Origin of the sequence: Acinetobacter sp. C32I (assembly GCF_023702715.1) — a bacterium.
In the GTDB taxonomy this organism is placed as follows: domain Bacteria; phylum Pseudomonadota; class Gammaproteobacteria; order Pseudomonadales; family Moraxellaceae; genus Acinetobacter.
Window position 1 is genome coordinate 1,225,912 of the sequence record NZ_CP098480.1, and the last position, 20,933, is coordinate 1,246,844.

Annotated in this window: 23 protein-coding genes; 14 read left to right on the plus strand and 9 right to left on the minus strand. The window is 40.1% G+C overall.

All coding sequences use genetic code 11. The features are described from left to right. Nucleotides 1-10: 10 nt before the first annotated feature. Both NDN13_RS06075 and NDN13_RS06080 read left to right on the plus strand, forming a co-directional pair. On the plus strand, nt 11-2,485 hold the full coding sequence (locus NDN13_RS06075) for an LPS-assembly protein LptD (RefSeq protein ID WP_251117584.1): 2,475 nt from the start codon (nt 11-13) through the stop codon (nt 2,483-2,485). Continuing rightward, complete coding sequence (locus tag NDN13_RS06080) at nt 2,485-3,798, plus strand: peptidylprolyl isomerase (RefSeq protein ID WP_251117585.1); 1,314 nt, start codon at nt 2,485-2,487, stop codon at nt 3,796-3,798. The genes NDN13_RS06075 and NDN13_RS06080 overlap by 1 nt, the downstream gene beginning before the upstream one ends. Nucleotides 3,799-3,901: 103 nt before the next feature. Here the strand turns inward: NDN13_RS06080 and fba are convergent, their stop codons facing one another. The 3 genes from fba to NDN13_RS06095 all read right to left on the minus strand — a co-directional run bounded on the left by fba (nt 3,902) and on the right by NDN13_RS06095 (nt 6,625). Then, nucleotides 3,902-4,939, minus strand: a complete 1,038-nt coding sequence (fba, locus tag NDN13_RS06085) for a class II fructose-bisphosphate aldolase (RefSeq protein WP_251117586.1) — start codon at nt 4,937-4,939, stop codon at nt 3,902-3,904. 210 nt (nt 4,940-5,149) lie between these two features. Further along, entirely contained in the window at nt 5,150-6,301 is a 1,152-nt protein-coding gene (gene rhlB / locus NDN13_RS06090) for an ATP-dependent RNA helicase RhlB (RefSeq protein ID WP_251117587.1), read from the minus strand. 111 nt (nt 6,302-6,412) lie between these two features. After that, complete coding sequence (locus NDN13_RS06095; protein WP_004653893.1) at nt 6,413-6,625, minus strand: cold-shock protein; 213 nt, start codon at nt 6,623-6,625, stop codon at nt 6,413-6,415. Between the two features lie 357 nt (nt 6,626-6,982). Here NDN13_RS06095 and NDN13_RS06100 point away from each other — a divergent pair, with 357 nt between their 5' ends. The 5 genes from NDN13_RS06100 to NDN13_RS06120 all read left to right on the plus strand — a co-directional run bounded on the left by NDN13_RS06100 (nt 6,983) and on the right by NDN13_RS06120 (nt 9,712). Continuing rightward, nucleotides 6,983-7,222: a sulfurtransferase TusA family protein gene (locus tag NDN13_RS06100; protein WP_251118176.1), complete on the plus strand. Its 240-nt coding sequence runs from the start codon at nt 6,983-6,985 to the stop codon at nt 7,220-7,222. Between the two features lie 131 nt (nt 7,223-7,353). Further along, the gene (gene rpoH, locus NDN13_RS06105; RefSeq protein ID WP_004653896.1) at nt 7,354-8,223 is read left to right on the plus strand and encodes an RNA polymerase sigma factor RpoH; all 870 of its coding nucleotides are present in this window, start codon (nt 7,354-7,356) and stop codon (nt 8,221-8,223) included. A 107-nt stretch (nt 8,224-8,330) separates the two neighbouring features. After that, nucleotides 8,331-8,696, plus strand: coding sequence for a DUF423 domain-containing protein (locus NDN13_RS06110; protein ID WP_004806592.1), 366 nt, complete (start codon nt 8,331-8,333; stop codon nt 8,694-8,696). 9 nt (nt 8,697-8,705) lie between these two features. Continuing rightward, nucleotides 8,706-8,903 (plus strand): sulfur carrier protein ThiS, encoded by a 198-nt coding sequence (gene thiS, locus NDN13_RS06115; RefSeq protein WP_005159852.1) that lies wholly within the window; start codon nt 8,706-8,708, stop codon nt 8,901-8,903. A 23-nt stretch (nt 8,904-8,926) separates the two neighbouring features. After that, entirely contained in the window at nt 8,927-9,712 is a 786-nt protein-coding gene (locus tag NDN13_RS06120; RefSeq protein ID WP_004806589.1) for a thiazole synthase, read from the plus strand. A 63-nt stretch (nt 9,713-9,775) separates the two neighbouring features. Here the strand turns inward: NDN13_RS06120 and NDN13_RS06125 are convergent, their stop codons facing one another. The 4 genes from NDN13_RS06125 to yaaA are packed head-to-tail and all read right to left on the minus strand — an operon-like array spanning nt 9,776 to nt 12,179. Continuing rightward, nucleotides 9,776-10,468 (minus strand): hypothetical protein, encoded by a 693-nt coding sequence (locus NDN13_RS06125; RefSeq protein WP_241350882.1) that lies wholly within the window; start codon nt 10,466-10,468, stop codon nt 9,776-9,778. Nucleotides 10,469-10,481: 13 nt separating this feature from the next. Continuing rightward, the gene (locus tag NDN13_RS06130) at nt 10,482-11,102 is read right to left on the minus strand and encodes an HD domain-containing protein (protein ID WP_251117588.1); all 621 of its coding nucleotides are present in this window, start codon (nt 11,100-11,102) and stop codon (nt 10,482-10,484) included. A gap of 9 nt (nt 11,103-11,111) precedes the next feature. Then, nucleotides 11,112-11,375: a hypothetical protein gene (locus NDN13_RS06135; protein ID WP_251117589.1), complete on the minus strand. Its 264-nt coding sequence runs from the start codon at nt 11,373-11,375 to the stop codon at nt 11,112-11,114. Nucleotides 11,376-11,396: 21 nt separating this feature from the next. Beyond that, on the minus strand, nt 11,397-12,179 hold the full coding sequence (yaaA, locus tag NDN13_RS06140; RefSeq protein ID WP_251117590.1) for a peroxide stress protein YaaA: 783 nt from the start codon (nt 12,177-12,179) through the stop codon (nt 11,397-11,399). A 124-nt stretch (nt 12,180-12,303) separates the two neighbouring features. On the opposite strand from yaaA, the gene NDN13_RS06145 reads away from it, so the two are divergent. Both NDN13_RS06145 and NDN13_RS06150 read left to right on the plus strand, forming a co-directional pair. Beyond that, nucleotides 12,304-12,933, plus strand: coding sequence for an alpha/beta hydrolase (locus NDN13_RS06145; RefSeq protein WP_033132930.1), 630 nt, complete (start codon nt 12,304-12,306; stop codon nt 12,931-12,933). Nucleotides 12,934-13,025: 92 nt separating this feature from the next. Next, nucleotides 13,026-14,096, plus strand: a complete 1,071-nt coding sequence (locus NDN13_RS06150; RefSeq protein ID WP_251117591.1) for a DUF2157 domain-containing protein — start codon at nt 13,026-13,028, stop codon at nt 14,094-14,096. On the opposite strand, the gene rtcR is transcribed toward NDN13_RS06150, so the two are convergent. Both rtcR and NDN13_RS06160 read right to left on the minus strand, forming a co-directional pair. Further along, nucleotides 14,097-15,692 (minus strand): RNA repair transcriptional activator RtcR, encoded by a 1,596-nt coding sequence (gene rtcR / locus NDN13_RS06155; protein ID WP_251117592.1) that lies wholly within the window; start codon nt 15,690-15,692, stop codon nt 14,097-14,099. Continuing rightward, complete coding sequence (locus NDN13_RS06160) at nt 15,689-16,012, minus strand: DUF8617 domain-containing protein (protein ID WP_169110085.1); 324 nt, start codon at nt 16,010-16,012, stop codon at nt 15,689-15,691. Before NDN13_RS06160 ends, rtcR begins: the two co-directional genes overlap by 4 nt. A 114-nt stretch (nt 16,013-16,126) precedes the next feature. Between NDN13_RS06160 and NDN13_RS06165 the strand changes: the two genes are divergently transcribed. The 5 genes from NDN13_RS06165 to rtcA all read left to right on the plus strand — a co-directional run bounded on the left by NDN13_RS06165 (nt 16,127) and on the right by rtcA (nt 20,884). Next, nucleotides 16,127-17,089 carry a ribonuclease Z gene (locus NDN13_RS06165; RefSeq protein ID WP_251117593.1) on the plus strand — a complete coding sequence of 321 codons (963 nt, stop codon included), beginning with the start codon at nt 16,127-16,129 and terminating at the stop codon, nt 17,087-17,089. A gap of 297 nt (nt 17,090-17,386) precedes the next feature. Continuing rightward, nucleotides 17,387-18,658 (plus strand): RtcB family protein, encoded by a 1,272-nt coding sequence (locus NDN13_RS06170; RefSeq protein ID WP_251117594.1) that lies wholly within the window; start codon nt 17,387-17,389, stop codon nt 18,656-18,658. A gap of 4 nt (nt 18,659-18,662) precedes the next feature. Next, a complete protein-coding gene (locus NDN13_RS06175) occupies nt 18,663-19,112 on the plus strand; it encodes a hypothetical protein (RefSeq protein ID WP_251117595.1) in 450 nt (149 codons plus the stop codon). Further along, nucleotides 19,109-19,567 (plus strand): DIP1984 family protein, encoded by a 459-nt coding sequence (locus NDN13_RS06180; protein ID WP_251117596.1) that lies wholly within the window; start codon nt 19,109-19,111, stop codon nt 19,565-19,567. Before NDN13_RS06175 ends, NDN13_RS06180 begins: the two co-directional genes overlap by 4 nt. A gap of 258 nt (nt 19,568-19,825) precedes the next feature. Next, nucleotides 19,826-20,884: an RNA 3'-terminal phosphate cyclase gene (gene rtcA, locus NDN13_RS06185; protein ID WP_251117597.1), complete on the plus strand. Its 1,059-nt coding sequence runs from the start codon at nt 19,826-19,828 to the stop codon at nt 20,882-20,884. The last annotated feature ends 49 nt before the right edge of the window (nt 20,885-20,933 follow it).

Genomic DNA, 20,933 nt, shown 5'->3' on the forward strand with positions numbered 1-20,933 from the left:
TAATGAGACAATGAAACATCAGTTTAAATTTAATCCTTTAGCAACAGCTATTTTGACACTCTTGTGCGGCGGCTCGATTCAATCAGGTTTCGCGGCGCAAGCTGATGCTGTCTCTACGCTTGACAATAAACAGCTCAAAGCTGCCATTCGACAGAATCAAGAACAGCAAAACCAAGAAAGTTATCCTGGGGAAAGTTTCTTCCAGCAATATTATGTGGATAAATCCGCGCCTGAAGCACAGTTACGCGATAATCGCTATTTAAGCTCCTCCTTTTGCCAAGGGACTTGGGTGACTCCAATCAACCCAGAAACAAAAGCTGGCAACGCAGATACCACCACCTCTGTACTCACAGCCGATTATGGGCATTACAACCCAGCTGGTGATTCAGTCCTACAAGGTAATGTCGTCATTGATCAGGAAGGCCGAACCATTCGCGCCGATCAAGTCACCATTGATTCAACACAGACCTATGCCAACGCTAAAGGTCGCGTTCAAGTTGCTCAATCAGGTTTACTCACGCAAAGCGATACCATTAACTATAATTTAAAGACACAAACTGGTGATTTAAATAATAGTTTCTATATTTCAGAACAGCAGCATGCACATGGTCATGCCAGTCAGATTAAACGCGCCAATCAAAATTTAGTCGTGCTAAAGGATGCGAGTTATACCGCTTGCCCTCCTGAGCAAAAGCCTGCATGGAAAATTCAGGCCAAAGAAATTGAATTGAACCAAGACACTGGTCGCGGTGTAACTCGCGGTACCAAGCTGTATGTTAAAGATGTGCCTGTACTTGCAGTTCCCTATTTCAACTTTCCGATTGATGACCGACGTACAACTGGATTGTTGAGTCCAAATTTTGGCTATAGCAACGATGGCGGCGCACAGTTAATTACCCCTGTCTATCTCAATCTTGCGCCCAACTATGATCTTACGCTTACTCCGAGCTATATGAGCAAACGTGGTCCAAAATTAGATGCCGACTTCCGCTATCTAACTGAAAACTTTGGTTCAGGTCGTATCTGGGGTGGTTATATCGCAAAGGATGATCAATATGATGGTGAAGCACGTGACGATCTGCACTTCATTCACAATTGGAAAATCAATAATCAGTGGTCGACTAATTTAGAATACAACTACGCATCCGATAAAGATTACTTCGCAGACTTCAACAACAACCCGAACACACGAACAGATCTAAATTTACGCCGTGCTTGGGAACTAAACTATCAAAATGGAATTCCTGGTCTGAGAGCTCAGCTAAAGGTCGAAGACTTCCAAACTCTGGACAAAAAGGTTAAAGATGTTGATAAACCTTATGCTCGACTACCACAATTTTTATTAAACTACGTTACTGGTGATCCACAAGGCCTACAATATGAGTTTAATAACGATACGGCTTACTTTAAAAAATCCGTAGATGATGGGTCTGCACTAGAATCAAGTGGTACCCGTATCTACAACCAGTTCGCAGTCCGCTATAATTACTTAACTCCTTCTTGGTTCTATGTTGTTCCAGAAGTTTCTGTACGTAGTATTAATACCTTCTACGACCAAGACTCAAAAGAAGGGCGTGGACTGTCTGCTTCTGATGATTTAGAAAAATCCGTCGTTGTTCCTCAATTCACACTTGCTACAGGTTTAACATTCGAGAAAGAAGGTAAATTCTTACAAAGTATTTCTCCTCGTGCTTTCTATGCCTATTCGCCTTATAAGAACCAAGACGATCATCCAAACTTTGATTCCACAACAGCGTCAATCAACTATGATCAACTGTTCAACCCATATCGCTTCTATGGACATGACCGTTTAGATGACAACAACTTTTTGTCACTCGGTGTGACCTATAGCTTATTGGACACCGAAGGCCTGGAGCGCATTAAGGCAAGCATTGGTCAAAGTTATTATTTCAGCGACCGTCGTGTTAGCCTAAATGAAAAACTCGATGAGTTTGATACTCAGCGCCGTACAGGGCCAATTGTAAGCTTATCAAGCCAGCTTAATCAAAACGTCACCATCACCTCTAACTCTGCTTGGATGTCGAATGGTGAAAATGCTCAACGCGATTTCCAAGCATACTATACGGGCGACAAAGGTAATCTTTACAACTTAGGCTATTTTTATCGTAAAGATATCCCAGATCGACAAGATTCTTATGATCAAGTTGTTGCATCCTTTATACAACCTGTAAAAGACAATTGGCGTATTATGGGTCATGCTCAATACGACATTGACAACAATGTGATGCGTGAATACCTACTTGGCGTAAATTACGAATCATGCTGCTGGGCTGTTTCAGTCTATGGTCGTTCTTATTATAACGATTTGGATGATCCAAACTCTCCAGATGTTCGTAAAAAGAATGCAGTTATGGCTGAATTCACCCTGAAAGGTCTTGGTGCTTTAAACAACAAGCTTGCTTCTCTCCTTGAAAACAGAGTTTTAGGTTTCAACAAAATTAATCAATCTTGGACACAACGTTAATGAAGATAAAATCTTTTCAACATATCTTTAAAGCGACTGTTCTCGCTGCCCTAATTTCTTCATCAATGCAAAGCTTTGCACAACCTACGGATGAGGTTGTTGCCATTGTAGATAGTAGTGTCATTCTTAAAAGTGATTTAGAACAAGGGATTGCTGAAACAGAACACCAGTTAAAAGCACAAAATAAAACTGTTCCACCGCAACAGTATTTACAAATGCAAGTGCTTGATCAATTGATCATTCGCCAAGCTCAATTAGAGCAAGTGAAGCGCTACGGCATTAAACCTGATGAAAAAAGCTTAAATGCAGCAGTTTTAAAAGTGGCAAACCAATCAGGTGCCAATACACTTGAAGCATTCCAACAAAAGTTAGATGCAATTGCACCAGGTACATACGAAAATTTGCGCAACCGTGTTGCTGAAGATTTAGCAATTGGCCGTTTGCGTCAACAGCAAGTGATGTCACGTATTAAAATCAGTGACCATGATGTTGAAAACTTTTTAAAGTCACCAGAAGGTCAAGCTGCGCTTGGGACTCAGGTTCACGTGCTTCACATGCGTATTTCGGGTGACAATGCCAATGATGTACAGCAAATTGCTCAACAAGTAAAACAGTCCCTCACAACAAGTGACGACACCAAATCAATTAGCTCTAAACTATCAACTGCTTCCGTGAAAGTTGATGGAGCCGATATGGGTTTCCGCTCACTCTCAGAAATCCCAACTGAGCTTTCAGCACGTATTGCCCCACTTCAAGTCGGACAAACCACTGAACTCATCAATGTTCGTGATGGTGTGCATGTCTTAAAATTACTTGAACGTAAGCAAAACGAACAAAAAGCATTGGTTCCTCAATACCAGACTCGCCATATCTTGATCCAACCATCTGAAGTGGTAAGCTTAGATCGCGCAAAACAAATGATCGACAGCCTATACAACCGTGCTAAAGCGGGTGATGATTTTGCAACACTTGCTGCGACCTACTCTAATGATACTGGTTCTGCCCGTGATGGCGGTAGCTTAGGTTGGGTCAGCCCAGGTGTAATGGTTCCTGAGTTTGAAAAAGTCATGAAAGAGACACCTGTTGGACAAATAAGCAAACCATTCCAAAGCCAGTTCGGTTGGCATATCTTGCAAGTCACAGATACACGTGAACAAGACATGACCAAAGAAGTACAAGAGCGTATGGCGCGTCAAATCTTAGGTGAGCGTCAATTCGACACCGAAGTAGATAGCTGGATGCGTGAGCTTCGTGCGAATGCCTATGTTGAAATCAAAGATGCCAACTTAGACTCTAAAGCACAACAAAAATAAACCAGCTTAAGAAAAATGTCAGCAATTCGCTGGCATTTTTCTTCCTGAAATTAAAGGCAAAAAAATAGCGGCAATTGCCGCTATTTTTTACATTACAAATTGATTATTTGTAACGATCAACCATTTTCTCTAAAGAAATTGGACGAATTTTATCTGCATTACCTGATGTACCAAATGAATTATAACGATCTACACAGATTTGCTTCATTGCTTCAACTGTTTCACCAAAGAATTTACGCGGGTCAAATTCACTTGGTTTCTCTGACATCATACGACGCATCGCACCGGTTGAAGCCAAACGTAAATCGGTATCAATATTGATCTTACGTACACCATGTTTGATCGCTTCTACCAGCTGATCTACAGGCACACCATAAGTTTCTTTAATATCACCACCGTATTGGTTAATAATCGCTAACCACTCTTGCGGTACAGAGCTTGAACCATGCATTACAAGATGCGTATTTGGTAACGCAGCATGAATTTCTTTAATGCGGTCAATTGCCAAGATATCGCCTGTAGGTGGACGAGTAAACTTGTATGCGCCATGCGAAGTACCAACAGCAATCGCCAAGGCATCAACATTAGTATCTGCAACGAACTGAGTTGCTTCCTCAACAGATGTTAACAGCTGAGAGTGGTCAAGTACGCCTTCTGCGCCAACACCATCTTCTTCACCCGCCATACCAGTTTCAAGGCTGCCCAAGCAACCGATCTCACCTTCAACCGAAACGCCACACGCATGTGCCATCGCGACAACACGACGAGTTACATCAACATTGTAATCATAGGTTGTAGGCGTTTTACCGTCCGCACCCAATGAACCATCCATCATCACTGAGCTAAAACCCAATTGAATTGAACGTTGGCAAACATCAGGGCTAGTACCATGATCTTGATGCATTACCACTGGAATATGTGGCCACTCTTCAATCGCAGCTAAAATAAGATGACGTAAGAAAGGTGCACCCGCATATTTACGCGCACCAGCCGAAGCTTGCACGATAACAGGTGAATTCGTTGCATCCGCAGCGAGCATGATTGCACGCATTTGTTCTAAGTTGTTTACGTTAAACGCTGGTACGCCGTAGTTATGTTCTGCAGCGTGATCCAAGAGCTGGCGCATTGAAATTAGAGCCATAATATCCTCCCAGGTAATGCGCCATATTCTACATGCTGATCTATTTCAATTCAGCAACTAATCACAGTAATTATAAAAAAATCTTCAATCTTTTGTGTAATTTGAGTAGTTATTCTGACCCAATAATCAAAAAGGCCAAATCACAGCATGATTTGGCCTCTTTCTTAAAAGATATTACGCTTAAATGCATCCAATAAAATGGATCAAGATTTAGCAATAACCTTCTAAGCGCGTTAATGGTAATTTCTTACCAATCGCTTTTTCAATTTCTGGTAAATAGAATGCATCATCTTCCGACAGGAAACTGATACTGACACCCTGCGCGCCAGCACGCCCAGTACGTCCAATACGATGCACATAGTCATCTGACTGTTCAGGCAAGGTAAAGTTAATTACATGCGAAACACCATCCACATGAATACCACGACCCGCAACATCGGTTGCAATCATAATATTGTTCTTACCTTGTTTGAATTGGTCTAGCATCTTTAAACGCTTATCCTGTGCAATTTCACCAGATAGCATGCCAACTTTATAGCCATCGCGTTTCAAATGATCGTATAAGCGACGCACTTGGTCTCGGCGATTGGCAAAGATCATGACTTTATCAATTGGTTCTTCACGCAAGATTTCTTGCAACAACTTATATTTATCTTGTTTAGCAACCACATACACACGCTGCTCAACGTCGTTATTGGTTTTTTGCTCAGGTTCAATTTCTACAGTAACCGGCTCAAATAACCATTGACGCGCTAGATTAAGCACATCATAGCTAAATGTTGCTGAGAACATTAAAGTTTGACGCTGCTCTTTAAATGGTGAATAACGAACAATTCTTTTAACAGATGGAATGAAGCCCATATCAAGTAAACGGTCTGCCTCATCGATCACCAAGAATTCGATTTTATCCAACCAAACTTCTTTTTGTTCAACGAAATCAATCAAGCGTCCAGGCGTCGCAACAATAATATCAACAAAGTTACGATCCAACATTTTCTTTTGCTTTTCAAAATCCACCCCACCCAATAAGGTCACAAGGTGTAAATTTGAAAACTTCGTCAATGCTTGCGCATCACTTTCAATCTGTAATGCCAACTCACGTGTCGGTGCTAAAATCAATGCGCGCGGTTCACCACGGAAACGTTGCTCTTGAACTGGATTATTGAGTAGATCATTGATCACACTAATCAAAAAGGCAGCAGTTTTCCCTGTACCTGTTTGCGCTCGACCAATGGCATCATGCCCTGCTAATGTATATTTTAAAACCTTTTGCTGAATTGGGGTCATTTTTGTAAAACCCAAAGCATCAATCGCTCTCTTCAGCTGCGGATGTAAATTTAAGGTTTCAAAACCAGATGTCATATATGCTCTCGAACCATCAACGACCAAAAGAAAGTCGCTATTATAAACCATAAAAAACAAAAACGCCCCAAATTACATTGGAGCGTTTTTATATTGCGTTAAGGCAACAAATTAGTCTAAAGGCTGAACGTTTTCAGCTTGGAAACCTTTTTGTCCTTGAACAACACTGAATTCTACGCGTTGGCCGTCACGTAAAGAACGGTGGCCATCACCCATAATTGCGCGGAAATGAACAAATACGTCATCACCACCATTACGCTGAATAAAACCAAAGCCTTTAGTGTCGTTAAACCACTTTACTACGCCTTGTTCACGAGCTGTCATAAGTCAATCCTCAGATATTGAAAGATAAGGACCTTCCGGTGTTGCAAACAGCAGAGCCAACAAGGTTTTAAAATATTTATAATTTTAAAGCTTGTAATCATTCTGTAAAACTATCAACAATTTCCGGTTACATCCATTTGTTATAGAGCTTAAAACAATTAAATTGTATTAAACAACTTTCTAAAACGCATCGAGCTTATCATGGGTTTATCACAATTAATAGAAGTTTTTTTAGTTATTCAGGATATTTCTATCTGTTTTTTTCAATAATTTAGCTAATTTTTTAATGAAATTTTCCTCTCAAAAATTACGCAAAAATTTGTTAAGATAATTCTGAATAAAGTGATTTAAATGAATATGACCGACACACCCGATACTCTCATCATTATTGATGCCTTAGGGCAACCCTGCCCAATGCCATTGTTAATGCTAAAGCGCGCACTAAAGAAAGCTGATGGTACACAGCATTATTTATTAAAGTCCTCTGACCCACACAGTGAAATTGATGTAACACGATATTGCCAAATTCAGCAACTTCAATGCCAGACACAAAAAATTTCAGACAATGAATTTCACTATTTAATTGAATCTATGTGATTCTTTGCTAAACTCTTGGTAAAGATAAAATAGTTAACTTTACATTTCTATACTCAAATTTCCTTAGTGATGAAGAACATTCGCATTAAGATGAAATTGTTGACTTAAATACCATCCTATAAGGAGACTCCATGACTACTGACAGCAGCAATCAATTGATGCCCCTGTCATTGTCTGCGCCAGGTGTAAACCTTGGTGCATATATCAGCACTGTCAATCAAATTCCAATTTTAACGGCCGAGCAGGAAAAAGAACTTGCTGAGCGTTATTATTATGACCAAGACCTTGATGCTGCCAAACTATTGGTAATGTCACATCTACGCTTTGTGGTACATATTGCACGCAGCTATGCAGGTTACGGATTGCCACAAGGTGATCTCATTCAAGAAGGTAACCTTGGATTAATGAAAGCGGTAAAACGCTTCGATCCCAATATGGGTGTTCGCTTAGTTTCTTTTGCCGTGCACTGGATTAAAGCCGAAATACATGAATATGTGATTCGTAACTGGCGTATTGTCAAAATCGCAACAACCAAGGCACAACGTAAATTATTCTTTAACTTACGTAGTCTTAAAAAATCAAGCAAACGACTCACTTTGGAAGAAGCGAAATCGATTGCCAATGATTTGAATGTAACACCAGAGCAAGTGCTTGAAATGGAAGGTCGTTTAACCGCTTACGATGCTGCTTTTGAAGCTCAAGGCGATGATGATGACGATACACCACATACCGCTCCTGCACTCTATCTCGAAGATAATCGTTACGATCCAGCTCGACTAGTTGAAGAAGAAGATTACGAAGAGCAAAGCACTACAGCCTTGCATGAGGCAATGGATCAGCTTGACGATCGCTCACGGAATATTTTACAACGCCGCTGGTTAGATGATGACAAATCAACCTTGCATGAATTGGCTGCAGAATATAATGTTTCCGCAGAACGTATTCGCCAGCTTGAAAAAAATGCAATGGAAAAAATCAAAACCGCCATGTCAGCAAGTTAAAATCGAATCAAACACAAGGGCTTTAATGCCCTTTTGTTTTATCTGGCTTTGTTTAAGCACCCGAATATGTTAACTTTGTTCATCAAATTTCCAGTTCCATTATCATTATGTGGATAGCTATCTCGGCGCTTAACCTTGCGCTTGCAGTTATGTTGGGTGCTTTTGGTGCTCATGGACTCAAATCTTTTGCAACCCCAGAACAACTTACTTGGTGGGGTACAGCAACTCAATACTTTTTCTATCATGCGATTGGTTTGCTTATCTTAGGCGTCCTGCATAAAACTACAGCAACATTTCCAATAAAAATTCCTTTTATTTTGATCCAAATTGGTATCATCTTTTTCTGCGGTTCGTTGTACATTATGGCGCTCGGCCTACCGCGCATTTTAGGTGCGATTACACCGATTGGCGGTGCGTTTATGATAGCGGGCTGGCTGTTACTCGCATGGCAAGCAATCAAGCATGCGAAATAAGGATTGATCATGCACATCTATTTAAATGGCGAGTCAATAGACACGTCTTGTGAAAACCTACAGCAATTGATTCAGAATTTAGCCTTAGAAGGCAAACGCTTTGCTGTAGAGAAGAACCAACAGATTATTCCGAAAAGTAGACTTGAGCAAACGACAATTGCTCCTGAAGATCGTATTGAAATTATTCAAGCTGTTGGTGGCGGCTAATCGGCTAAAAATGGAGTAAGCCCATGCAAGATTCCCCTTTAATTGTTGGTTCACGTACTTTCCAATCTCGTTTATTGGTCGGAACTGGTAAATATAAAGATCTCAATGAAACTGATTTAGCCATTCAAGCCAGTGGCGCTGAAATTGTCACCGTTGCAATTCGTCGTGTAAACATTGGTCAACATGCAGATCAACCGAATTTGCTTTCAGTGATTCCACCTGAGAAATACACGATTTTGCCAAATACAGCAGGTTGTTTTGATGCCGATAGCGCGATTCGTACCTGTATGCTGGCACGTGAACTGCTTGATGGTCACAATTTGGTGAAGTTAGAAGTACTTGGTGATGAAAAAACCTTATACCCAAATATCACTGCAACACTGAAAGCAGCACAAACCCTGATTGATGATGGCTTTGAAATCATGGTCTATACCTCGGATGACCCCATTGTTGCTCAAGAACTTGAAAGTATGGGCTGTGTTGCGATCATGCCTTTGGGTAGTTTGATTGGTTCTGGCCTTGGTATTTTGAATCCACACACCATTTCCATCATCAAAGAAAATGCCAAAGTCCCTGTTTTAGTGGATGCAGGTGTTGGCACAGCCAGTGACGCTGCCATTGCAATGGAACTCGGTTGTGACGGCGTATTAATGAATACAGCAATTGCTGCTGCTCAAAATCCAATTTTGATGGCTTCTGCCATGAAAAAAGCGGTTGAAGCAGGTCGTGAAGCGTTTTTAGCGGGTCGTATGCCGCGTAAGCGTATGGCGAATGCAAGCTCACCTGAGACAGGTTATTTCTTTAAGTAAGATAAGAAAAAGCAAAGGGAGCTGTTGGCTCCCTTTTTTAATCGCCAAAACACTCATTTCTTTCTAGCATTTTAATGCTATCTGTAATGAGCTTTTTATATCATTCACAATATATTTTGGTGCAAGGATAAATAAAAGCATTTCAGCCCAATACGGTTCACTCTTCGCATACACTTCCATCGATAATTTTTTCATTAATTGGCAATAATCATGATAAGCAATGCGATGAGTTTTATAGTTCACAGGACCATCAAACAAATTAAAAATCGTATTAAGTTCATATTGAGTTATATCAGCATTCCTTCCAATCGGCTGAGGATAAAATTCCTTTAATGTTGAATATTTAAACAACAACCAGTTTAAAGAATAAATGACTCTGGAATCATAAACTGCATAAGCCTGATGATCCATAAATGATGCTACTTTTGATAAAGAAGAGATCACTGAAAAAGTAGTTCTTGTTAAAGCACCTTTTGTAAGTTCACTTTCAAATTTAAGCAATAACAGGTCATTTTTAGGATTTTGCTTAAAAGAACGTATACCTCCCCACTCTCGAATCAACCAATACCGACCAGCTAAATCATCTGAATTCAATAAAGAATTGAAATTATGTTTTAAATAAATATTTTGCTCAAATATGGAGGCAAGATGCACAGGGATTGGTAATGGATTACTTTCTGGCAACTCCCATATAAAATATTTTTCTAACGGATGCTGTTTAGCTAGCTCTTTCAATGTTTGAATTAGCTGGTCCATGATTCTCTCAATTCTAAATGTTTAATATTCGATTTAAATTTTGCTTCGCCCTTTGCTCAAAATTCTGTTGAAAATATTCCGTTTGATATAACGGTTCAGTCAGATAAAAATGCGCTAGAACTTCTTTTCTTTTAATAGAATAGATATCTGGATCAACCCACTCATACTCTTTTTGAATCTGTTGCTCATATTCCGCAAAACGCGCTGGCGAAGCCGCTAGAATCGCCAAATCAATATCCAGTAAAAATTGTAAATCTAGCTCATTCGTTACTTCATGCTTTTGCGTCGCAATAATCCATCGCTTTATCTTTTCAACCATATCGGCTGATAAATCTAGAGCAAAATACCGCCCAAATAGCTCTGCACTTTCCAACTCATTATTTTTTGCTTGCGGATCATAGACCACATCATGAAACCAGAGTGCTAACTCAACTGAATAGGCATCATTTAAATCAGCTCGAATCGAGTCGACTAGAACCAGACATTCATATAAATGCTGAACCGTATGATAAGCCCGCTGCTTTTCATTATAGGCGGCAATCAACTTATTAAAAACTTTCTGCGGTTCAGAAAAATGATAATGCTGATGCAGCTCAAACCATGATTTTTCTAATGAAGTTAAATATTGCGGCATTGCTCATCCTCATAGGATTTCTTTATTCAGCCACTTTGCCAATGATTCAGCATCTTTACGCTCTAAAAAAAGCTGATACAAAGTACAGGAACCAAACTCATGTTTTAGTTCCTGCTGGCGCATAGGATGATTACCAAATCGGAATCGTCGAGTACCGTCTCGATCAAGCGGCAATGCATACACCCCGTAACTTCGAGGTTCGGTCAGGTGTCCTTTGACACAAACTTGATCAGACGATATCGCGTGTTTTAATAAATGTTCTTTGGTTAACATCCCATCCTACCTAGGGCAAAACTAAGCTGCGTGCTGTTCATCTCGCTTAAAGACCAATTCTTTATTCGATGAACTTTCAGCATCAAAGTAATACCCTTCACTATCAAATGCTTTTAATTGTTCTACTTGGCTTAATTTATTTTCAATCAAGTATCTCGCCATCAACCCACGCGCTTTTTTCGCATAGAAACTGATGACTTTATATTTTCCGTTCTTCTGATCCAAGAATACAGGCTTGATAATTTCTGCCTGAATTTTCTTTTCATTCACAGATTTATAATATTCGTCAGAGGCCAAATTTACCAACACTTTTGCATCAATTTCAGCTAAATCTTGGTTAATTTGATCGGTGATAATACTACCCCAGAATTCATATAGATTATGACCACGGGTATTTTTTAGTTTAGTGCCCATTTCCAAACGGTATGGCATCATCAAGTCTAAAGGACGTAATAAACCGTATAAACCAGACAACATGCGTAAATGCTGTTGGGCAAAATCAATATCTTGATCTTTTAAATGATAAGCATCTAAACCGGTATACACATCTCCCTTAAACGCAAATAAGGCCTGACGTGCATTGGAAAAATCAAAATCTGCATTCCAGTCACGGAAACGTTCTACATTTAAATTGGCAATTTTCTCGCTCACGGTCATCAACGATACAATTTCACTTGCAGAAAGCTTGCGACAAACATCAATCAATTGTTGTGATTGCGCCAACAAACGGGGTTGAGTATGTGTATCTGTAGGAAGTGCTGTGGTGTAATCGAGTGTTTTAGCAGGAGAAATTAAAGCAAGCATAATCAATCAAAATAAATTTATCTTGGTGAAACTATAACAGTTGATAATTTTTAATGCCAATTCGTGTTCTCGTTCAGTTTTATCGGTAAAATAGTGGATTCTTCCATTATCCATTGCGTATCTTATGTCTGAGCAATTATTCATCCAAGGTCCTGTTGGTCAAATCGAAATGTTTGTTGATCAACCCCAAGGTGAAATCACAGGTTTTGCTGTCGTCTGCCACCCACATCCTTTGCAAGGTGGTACACCGCATCATAAAGTCCCTGTTTTACTGGCTCAGATTTTTAATGAAATGGGGTGTGTGGTATACCGCCCTAGCTTCCGTGGTTTAGCTGGCAGTGAAGGTACTCACGACCAAGGGCATGGCGAAACCGATGATATTATGGCTGTGATTGAATATGCCCGTGCAAAACATGCAGGCTTAACCTTCTATGCAGGTGGTTTCAGTTTCGGCTCTCATGTGCTCGCAAAATGCCAAGCGCAACTTAGCAATGAGTTACGTCCAAAGCAATTGGTATTATGTGGCTTACCTACAGGTTCTGTGGTGGATTTACGCCACTACACAACTCCTGCAATTGACGGCGATATCTTATTTGTACATGGTGAACAAGATGACATTACCCTGCTCTCAGATATGATCGCGTGGGCAAAGCCACAGAAACATCCGATCACGATTCTGCCAGGCGCCAATCACTTCTTTACTGGTTATCTAAAACAATTACGTCAAGTGATTGCTCGCTTTTTAAAACTGTAGACTTAACAACAAATTACTAAGAAAAATATACGTGTTTTGAATCCAATGTCTGTTATATCAATATAGATGTACAGACACCAGGTTCTTTAATAATGAAATTCAATAAAAAACAGGGACTTTTTTTAAAGCAAACCATTGAGCAGTGGCAACAGCAAGGCACGATTACGCCTGATGTAGCCAACGAGTTAAAGCAGAGTTTTTCGATTCGACCTTTCGACTGGGAACGATTAGCAAAATACTCATTCTGGATTTCAATGATTTGTGCTGTGATCGCGATTGCCGCAATTACTGCCGACAAGTTCTTGATGGAACTGATCGAAAAACTCTTTATTGACTCCAAAATCATTCCTTGTCTGATTTTTGCTGCGGTTGCTGCAGCTTTTTATGGCTTTGCCTATCATCGACGCAAGACCAAACCCTTACATCAATTTAGCAATGAAGCGATTATTTTTGCAGGCGTGCTGTCTACCGCGGCGTCTGTCGCCTATTTCGGCCAAGCGATTGATACAGGCAGTGGGCATTTCTCTTTATTATTCCTGCTCTCCACCATTATTTATGCAGCACTTGCCTTCTGGTTCCCCTCTAAACTGATTTGGGTGTTCTCACTGCTTTCGCTCGGTTCATGGTTTGGGACGGAAACTGGCTATATGTCGGGCTGGGGTGCTTATTATCTGGGGATGAACTTCCCTCTACGCTTTGTCTTGTTTGGCGGTGTATTGATTGGCTTAAGTCTGCTGTTTAAACGCTATGTGCATTTTAAGGAATTTGCTCATTCAACCTATGTCATGGGCCTGCTGTATCTATTTATTGCCCTATGGATTCTCTCAATCTTTGGCAATTATGGTGACTTAGGGAGTTGGTATAGCGTCAAGCAATATGAGCTGTTACATTGGGGCGTACTATTCGCGTTTATTGCCATCATCGCAATTGTCTATGGTTTAAAACATGATGATGCCACCTCACGAGGTTTTGGTATCACCTTCTTATTTATTAACCTCTACACCAAGTATTTTGAGTTCTTTTGGAATGGCATGCACAAAGCTATTTTCTTTATCTTGCTCGCTGCATCTTTCTGGTGGATTGGCCGACATGCTGAAAAACTCTGGAACTTAGAGTTTTTACCCAGCCAACCCCAAATAAAGAAAGATCATCCAGCTGAATGATTACTGAAAGTCACTCCAACTCAAGCCAAACCGAGCCAAATACTTTTTGACTCGGTCGCTGTCATTGGTGGTATTACGTTGCTGGCGTGAAGCTGCAAAAAGCTGACGTCCAGCATCAGCCATCGATTTGGCATTTTCACAGACTTGCAGGACGCCACGCAGTTGAATCTGATCAAACTCATCGATCTCGCTCAACTGGGTTTGATCTAAATATTTGAGGAGAATATCGATATCTTTAGATTGGTTTTGTGTGGTTTGAATCGACCACAGTTGCTTTAAACGCTGAATCTCTTTTTCCACCGTTTCTGAACGGATCAACTCACCACTGGATAATGTCGCCAGCCGTGTCACACTGGCAGTCAAATCACGAAAATTTCCCTGCCATGATGCTTCCTTCGACTTGGCAAATTTCAAATACACATCAAGTGCATCACGTTGAAAACGTAATTGTCGCTGGTGATTTGCCGCAAAGCGTTGCAACTCGAACTCGATATTGGGGGCAATATCTTCGATTCGATCTTTAAGATTGGGTAAAAAGAAAGTCCATGTATTCAATCGTGCCCACAAATCCTCACGGAAACGCCCTGCTTGCACTTCTGTTCTTAAATCTTTATTTGTCCCTGCAATCAGTTGAAAATCGGCCTGAACCTCTTTGTCACTTCCGACAGGAAAAAAGGATTTATCTTCAAGTGCCTTAAGTAACATCGCTTGCTCATCCAGCCCAAGCTCACCAATTTCATCCAAAAACAGAATCCCCTGATCAGCACTTTTTAATAAACCGGTTCGCGAAGCCGCCGCCCCTGTAAAAGCCCCTTTGATATGCCCAAACAAACTCGACATGGCACTATCACCACGGAGCGTCGCGCAGTTCACATCAATAAAACGCCCACTTAGATGAAACTTGTCTTTCTTTAATTGAAAAATTTGTTTGGCTAAATGCGATTTACCTACACCTGTCGCCCCCATAATCAAAATCGGCGCACTAGAACGTGTCGCCACCAATTCAACCTCGGTGATCAGTTGATTAAATTCATGGTTATAGGTTGAAATATTGGCTTTTAACTGTTGCCAGTTTTGTTGTTGCTCATCTTCAAAACGCTGCTTGAGAACATCGTAGCGAGATAAATCCAGATCAATAATGCGATATTCACCTTCTGGCGTTTTCTGTTGATTTGGCGCACTTTGAATCAGTTTGGCAGGTAAATAATTGGTATCGACCAGTAAATACCAGCAGATTTGAGCAACGTGTGTGCCTGTAGTGATATGCAAAAGATAGTTATTTTTTTCAGTATCAAAGGGATAACTTTTCACAAAGTCATATAGCGCACCATAAACCTCAGCAAAATCCCAAGGATCACGGATACTCACTCGCTGACCCGACACTGTGGTCAATGGCGACACATCCTGAGCATCTTCAGCAATAAATTTGACTAGATTATGATGTTGTCGATCATGTAATAGTACCAATTCATCTACAATCAGATCTTCATGCATCAAAAGACTGAGGGTTGGACGCCAACGCTGCCAACGATCAGGACGCTTTCCTTGATCCAAGGTAGAACCCACAAAGCCAATTACGACGGTTTTTTTATTCATTTAAATCTATCATGTTGAATATTTAAAATAGCTTGATATTTCCCTGATTCAGGAAGAAAAGCCTTAAACTGATTATTTCCAATACCTATCCATAATCGCCCACATTGCGTACATTCATACATATCTGCAGAATATCTTATAAACCTATCTATAATCTGCTCAGAAAATGTCTCTTTATGATTTAAAGAAGTATTAATCGTGTTGTCGACTGCCTCATAAAAATCAAATAAATCAACATCAGTAATAAAAGAAGCTTTGTATGGAATTTGATCTGTCTGATCAACAATCACATGACCACATACACATCCTAGTTTACTCATTTGAGGCTATGCCCTTAAATCTTTTTATTGATCTTATGATCTTTGCACATCATTTTCTATAAAATTTTATAGTTTCATATACAATGACCTTTTCATTAAAAAAATTCCAACAATATGCTTCATTTTACTTTTTTAGGTACATCTTCAGGTGTACCCACACTCACACACAACGTTTCTGCCCTAGCAATCCGCAACAGCAAGAATAAAGACTGGATATTGGTTGATGCAGGCGAAGGTACACAGCATCGCATTCAACAGGCTAAACTCTCATTACAAAGCCTAGTTGCCATCTGTATTACCCATGTACATGGTGATCATTGTTATGGATTAGTCGGCTTATTGGCCAGTGCTGGTATGAATGCACGCACAGCACCTTTAACCATTATTGCTCCAGAAGAAATTCAACAATGGATTAAAGCCACAGCTCAGCTGACCGATCTGCATTTACCCTACCCGCTTAATTTTATTGATGTGAATGAAGCCACTCAAATACTACAAATAACAGATGAACTTTCGATTCAAGCCCACCCACTCAGTCATCGTGTACCCAGTTTTGCATTTAGTATTATTGCGCAATACATCCAAAAGAAATTAGATACACAGGCCTTAATTCAACTCGGCGTAGCAAAAGGCAAAGTTTGGGGCGATTTACAGCAAGGCTTAGACGTCCAGTTTAATGAGCAAACCTTAAAAGCGGTTGATTTTATTCAAATTCAAACGCAACGTGCACATGCGATTGTCGGTGGAGATAATGATCGTCCTGAGTTATTGGCTCAAGCTTGCCAAGATGCCCAGCTCTTGATTCATGAAAGCACATACACCCAAGCCATTTTAGATAAAGTAGGTTCAGGCCCCATGCATAGTTCAGCAAAGATGGTTGCAGAATTTGCTCAACAACAAGGTCTAAGTAATCTGATCCTGACACACTTTAGCCCGCGCCATCAAGACAGTGCTGGACAACAAGCCATCACTGAAGAAGTCCGACAGTTCTATCAAGGCAACTTTTACTTGGCTCATGATTTTGATCAATTTAGCTTAGACGAGACAGGTCAACTTATAAAAATCGATAAATCCTAATAGATCACCTGATATATGATCTATCAATAAAATCCAAGGATAGATAATCTATCTTTTAAGATATTTAAATATCTTTTTAGATATGCAAATATCAAAAAACCACCTACATACATGCTTATGAAAAATATTTAAAAATTTATTTTTTATTAATTATCAATATATTAAAATCAAATACAGTTGATTTTTAAAAAGTTGGCACGGTCACTGCAATAGTATAAGCACACAACATCATTGGGATCTTGTGAATATCACCTGCCTGCAAACGCTTGGCAGGCAGGCTTTGAAAGGAAAATGAAAATGTCTGTCGTTGAACAAATCAACCAACAAGCTCAATTTGAACAAGAACAGCAACAACGTGCTTATCAAGTTCTAAAAGATGAAACGAGTATGCCAGTAAAAATGTGGACCAATGGTGTACTGGTTGACGACAACTCAAAACAACAATTGCTGCAAACAGCTCAAATGCCCTTTATCTATAAATGGATGGCAGTAATGCCAGACGTTCACTTTGGCTTAGGTGCAACCATCGGAAGCGTGATTCCAACTAAAGGTGCAATTATTCCTGCTGCGGTCGGTGTCGATATTGGCTGTGGAATGATGGCGACTCGTACCAGCTTAACCGCGTCGGATTTACCAGATAACCTATATGCTTTGCGTACTGAACTTGAACGTTTAATTCCACATGGAATGACCAAAGGCCGTGGACGAGATCGTGGTTCATGGGAAAACCCACCTGAAATGGTCGATCAAGCTTGGGCTGATTTAGTTGCAGATTTTGAGTTCATCTGTGCCAAACACCCTCGCCTAAAAAATACCAACAACCGCAAGCACTTGGGAACTTTAGGAACAGGAAATCACTTTGTAGAAATCTGTTTAGATGAACATGACCATGTTTGGATTATGTTGCACTCAGGTTCTCGCGGTGTGGGTAATGCCATCGGTAATCATTTTATCGAACTGGCGCGTAAAGATATGCAAAAACACTTTATGAACTTACCCAACAAAGATTTAGCTTATTTAGTTGAAGGAACTGAACATTTTGATGATTACTGGTTTGCAGTAGGTTGGGCACAACGCTTTGCCATGAAAAACCGTGAAATCATGATGCAGTCTGCAATTAAAGCCTTAGCAACGATTATTCCAAAACCGTTCCAAGCACGCTTGGAAGCCGTGAATTGCCACCATAATTATGTGGAAAAGGAAGAACATTACGGCGAAGAAGTGATGGTGACCCGTAAAGGCGCTGTTCGTGCACGTTTGGGAGAATATGGAATTATCCCAGGTTCAATGGGTGCCAAGTCATTTATTGTTCGTGGGCTTGGAAATCAGGAATCGTTCTGTTCATGTTCGCATGGTGCAGGTCGCGTAATGAGCCGTGCTGAAGCAAAACGACGTTTTACCGTAGAAGATCAGATTGCGCAGACTGAAGGTGTGGAATGCCGTAAAGATGCTGCTGTAATTGATGAAATTCCATCAGCTTATAAACCGATTGAAGATGTGATGAAAGCTCAAAGCGATTTGGTTGAAGTGGTGTATACATTAAGACAAGCGATTTGTGTTAAGGGGTGATTTCATGAATCAAATTGAAACAGGTATTGTGCAATTTGAGTGGGCAATAAAATTGTATTTATATGAGACAACATTTATACCAGCTATTACTTTAGCTGGTGCCGCGGAAGGCATTTTTGGTGAGCTTAAAAATGGCTATGTATTTCATAAAGTCAGTCAAAATATTGCTTTTAAAAACAACTTACAAACAAAGCAAGTGTCTCAAGAAATTAATAAAGTCAGAAATTGGTTAAAACATGGAGACTGCAATAAAGCATTTGACGATTTAAATGAGCAAGAATTTCAAGCTGCTGCAATCAGTCGAATTATCATCGCAGCTACAGCTTTGATTCACTTAAAACCTAATTATATGAGTAATTTGTTTATTCAATTCATGCAAAATACTCAAACATATCATTCAGACTTTTTACCGAATGATAGTTTTGACTGGAATAAAATAGAGATAGAGAAATGAAACTCGCAGAAGCACTTTTACTTCGAAGCGATCAACAAAAAAAGCTCGCTTCATTAAAACAGCGGATCAACACCAATGTATTGGTACAAGATGGCGATGAACCAAGCGAAGATCCAAATGAACTGATCAAACAGGTATTTGCTTTAACCCAAGAAAGCAATCAACTGATTTGTCGTATTCATTTGACCAATGCGCAAGCCAAGTTGGAAGATGGTAAAATTCTGCTGTCCCTATTAAGCTTGCGCGATAGTTATGCTGAACAGCATAAGATTCTCATTGATGCGATTGCCAATACGCATCGTGAACCGGATCGATATAGCTCACGAGAGATCAAATGGCAAAAAGTTATCCCTGTTTCTAGTTTGCAAAAACAAGCCGATGATATCAGCGCGAAACTTCGCGATTTAAATATCAAAATTCAGGCTGCAAATTGGCAGATTGATTTGGTCGAATAGACAATAGATTTTGTGAATTTAGTTCACAATCGCAGTTTGGACATACTGGGCGAGTACAAGATCCTGCGTTACTCCGATCTGAGGGATTGAAAATAATTCAGGCGGCTATGGCAGCATGTGAGCCGTGCATCAATCTTCACTGATTAGGCTCCGCACCATGTACCTAGTAAACCTTTGCCAAAAGCAAAGTCACGCGTTACTTCGCATTACCATGTACTGACAGTATGTTCATTAAATTAGAAAATAAGGAAAATAGAAGTGAATAAAGCATTGGCAAATATGCCAGCAACCATCCAGATTGATGGTTCACAAGGTGAAGGTGGTGGACAAATTTTAAGAACCGCCCTTGCCCTTTCGATGATTACAGGTCAAGCATTTGAATTAATCAACATTCGAGCTGGGCGTAAAAAACCAGGCTTAATGCGTCAGCATTTGGTCTGTGTACAGGCATCTCAACACATCAGCCAAGCCTATGTGGAAGGTGCTGAGCTCCATAGCCAGCGTTTGTACTTTGCATCGCAACATGTACAAAGTGGAAAATACCAATTCCAGATTGGTTCGGCAGGAAGCACAACACTGGTTTTGCAAACCCTATTACCTGCTTTGTTATTGCAAAATGAAGCCAGTGATCTCACGATTTCTGGGGGTACTCATAATCCACTTGCACCAACGGCAGATTTTATCGAGCATTGCTTTTTACCAGCATTAGAAAAACTTGGAATAGAGGTCGAGTTTAAGTTAAACAAAGCAGGTTTCTTTCCGATTGGTGCTGGTGAAATTCAAATCATGATTCAGCCTTGGCAACATCGAAACAAGCTAAGTTTATTAGATCGTGGTGCTTTGCAAACGACTGAAGCTTTTGCAGCAGTATTAAACCTTTCCGAAGAAGCACAAATTGCACAGCGGGAATTAGCAACTTTAAACAAAAGACTGAAATTGGATACACAGCAGCAGTTCCATTTAAATGGCATCAGTCAAGGCAATACAGCATATGTCAAAGTTGAACATCAGCAGCACATCCAGCTATTTACAGCCTTAGGTGAAATGCGGAAAAGTGCAGAACAAATTGCCAACCATTTAGCTGAACAAGTGAAGCAATATATTGCTTCTCAAGCGGTGGTGGATGAATATTTAGCGGATCAGTTGTTATTACCTTTGGCATTGGGACAAGGGGGCGAATTTACGGCACAATGCATTAGCGAACATGCCCGTACTCAGGCAGCGATGATTGAAAAATTTATTGATTGTGAAATTGAATTTATCGAACTGAACAAAAACCTATTTCAGGTCAAAGTAAATCATGGTAGCAAAACTTAAAGTTTCATTATTTTGTGTTTTTCTACCACAATCAGTATTGACCATCATG

Excerpts from the sequence above, each read along its gene's own strand:
- NDN13_RS06170 (WP_251117594.1), top strand. The coding sequence starts at position 17,387 with ATGTCTGTCGTTGAACAAATCAACCAACAAGCTCAATTTGAACAAGAA.
- NDN13_RS06135 (WP_251117589.1), bottom strand. The coding sequence starts at position 11,375 with ATGTTAACCAAAGAACATTTATTAAAACACGCGATATCGTCTGATCAA.
- rpoH (WP_004653896.1), top strand. The coding sequence starts at position 7,354 with ATGACTACTGACAGCAGCAATCAATTGATGCCCCTGTCATTGTCTGCG.
- rhlB (WP_251117587.1), bottom strand. The coding sequence starts at position 6,301 with ATGACATCTGGTTTTGAAACCTTAAATTTACATCCGCAGCTGAAGAGA.
- NDN13_RS06125 (WP_241350882.1), bottom strand. The coding sequence starts at position 10,468 with ATGGACCAGCTAATTCAAACATTGAAAGAGCTAGCTAAACAGCATCCG.
- NDN13_RS06075 (WP_251117584.1), top strand. The coding sequence starts at position 11 with ATGAAACATCAGTTTAAATTTAATCCTTTAGCAACAGCTATTTTGACA.
- NDN13_RS06100 (WP_251118176.1), top strand. The coding sequence starts at position 6,983 with ATGACCGACACACCCGATACTCTCATCATTATTGATGCCTTAGGGCAA.
- NDN13_RS06120 (WP_004806589.1), top strand. The coding sequence starts at position 8,927 with ATGCAAGATTCCCCTTTAATTGTTGGTTCACGTACTTTCCAATCTCGT.
- thiS (WP_005159852.1), top strand. The coding sequence starts at position 8,706 with ATGCACATCTATTTAAATGGCGAGTCAATAGACACGTCTTGTGAAAAC.
- NDN13_RS06080 (WP_251117585.1), top strand. The coding sequence starts at position 2,485 with ATGAAGATAAAATCTTTTCAACATATCTTTAAAGCGACTGTTCTCGCT.
- NDN13_RS06145 (WP_033132930.1), top strand. The coding sequence starts at position 12,304 with ATGTCTGAGCAATTATTCATCCAAGGTCCTGTTGGTCAAATCGAAATG.
- NDN13_RS06150 (WP_251117591.1), top strand. The coding sequence starts at position 13,026 with ATGAAATTCAATAAAAAACAGGGACTTTTTTTAAAGCAAACCATTGAG.
- NDN13_RS06095 (WP_004653893.1), bottom strand. The coding sequence starts at position 6,625 with ATGACAGCTCGTGAACAAGGCGTAGTAAAGTGGTTTAACGACACTAAA.
- NDN13_RS06165 (WP_251117593.1), top strand. The coding sequence starts at position 16,127 with ATGCTTCATTTTACTTTTTTAGGTACATCTTCAGGTGTACCCACACTC.
- fba (WP_251117586.1), bottom strand. The coding sequence starts at position 4,939 with ATGGCTCTAATTTCAATGCGCCAGCTCTTGGATCACGCTGCAGAACAT.
- NDN13_RS06160 (WP_169110085.1), bottom strand. The coding sequence starts at position 16,012 with ATGAGTAAACTAGGATGTGTATGTGGTCATGTGATTGTTGATCAGACA.
- NDN13_RS06175 (WP_251117595.1), top strand. The coding sequence starts at position 18,663 with ATGAATCAAATTGAAACAGGTATTGTGCAATTTGAGTGGGCAATAAAA.
- rtcR (WP_251117592.1), bottom strand. The coding sequence starts at position 15,692 with ATGAATAAAAAAACCGTCGTAATTGGCTTTGTGGGTTCTACCTTGGAT.
- yaaA (WP_251117590.1), bottom strand. The coding sequence starts at position 12,179 with ATGCTTGCTTTAATTTCTCCTGCTAAAACACTCGATTACACCACAGCA.
- NDN13_RS06130 (WP_251117588.1), bottom strand. The coding sequence starts at position 11,102 with ATGCCGCAATATTTAACTTCATTAGAAAAATCATGGTTTGAGCTGCAT.
- NDN13_RS06110 (WP_004806592.1), top strand. The coding sequence starts at position 8,331 with ATGTGGATAGCTATCTCGGCGCTTAACCTTGCGCTTGCAGTTATGTTG.
- NDN13_RS06180 (WP_251117596.1), top strand. The coding sequence starts at position 19,109 with ATGAAACTCGCAGAAGCACTTTTACTTCGAAGCGATCAACAAAAAAAG.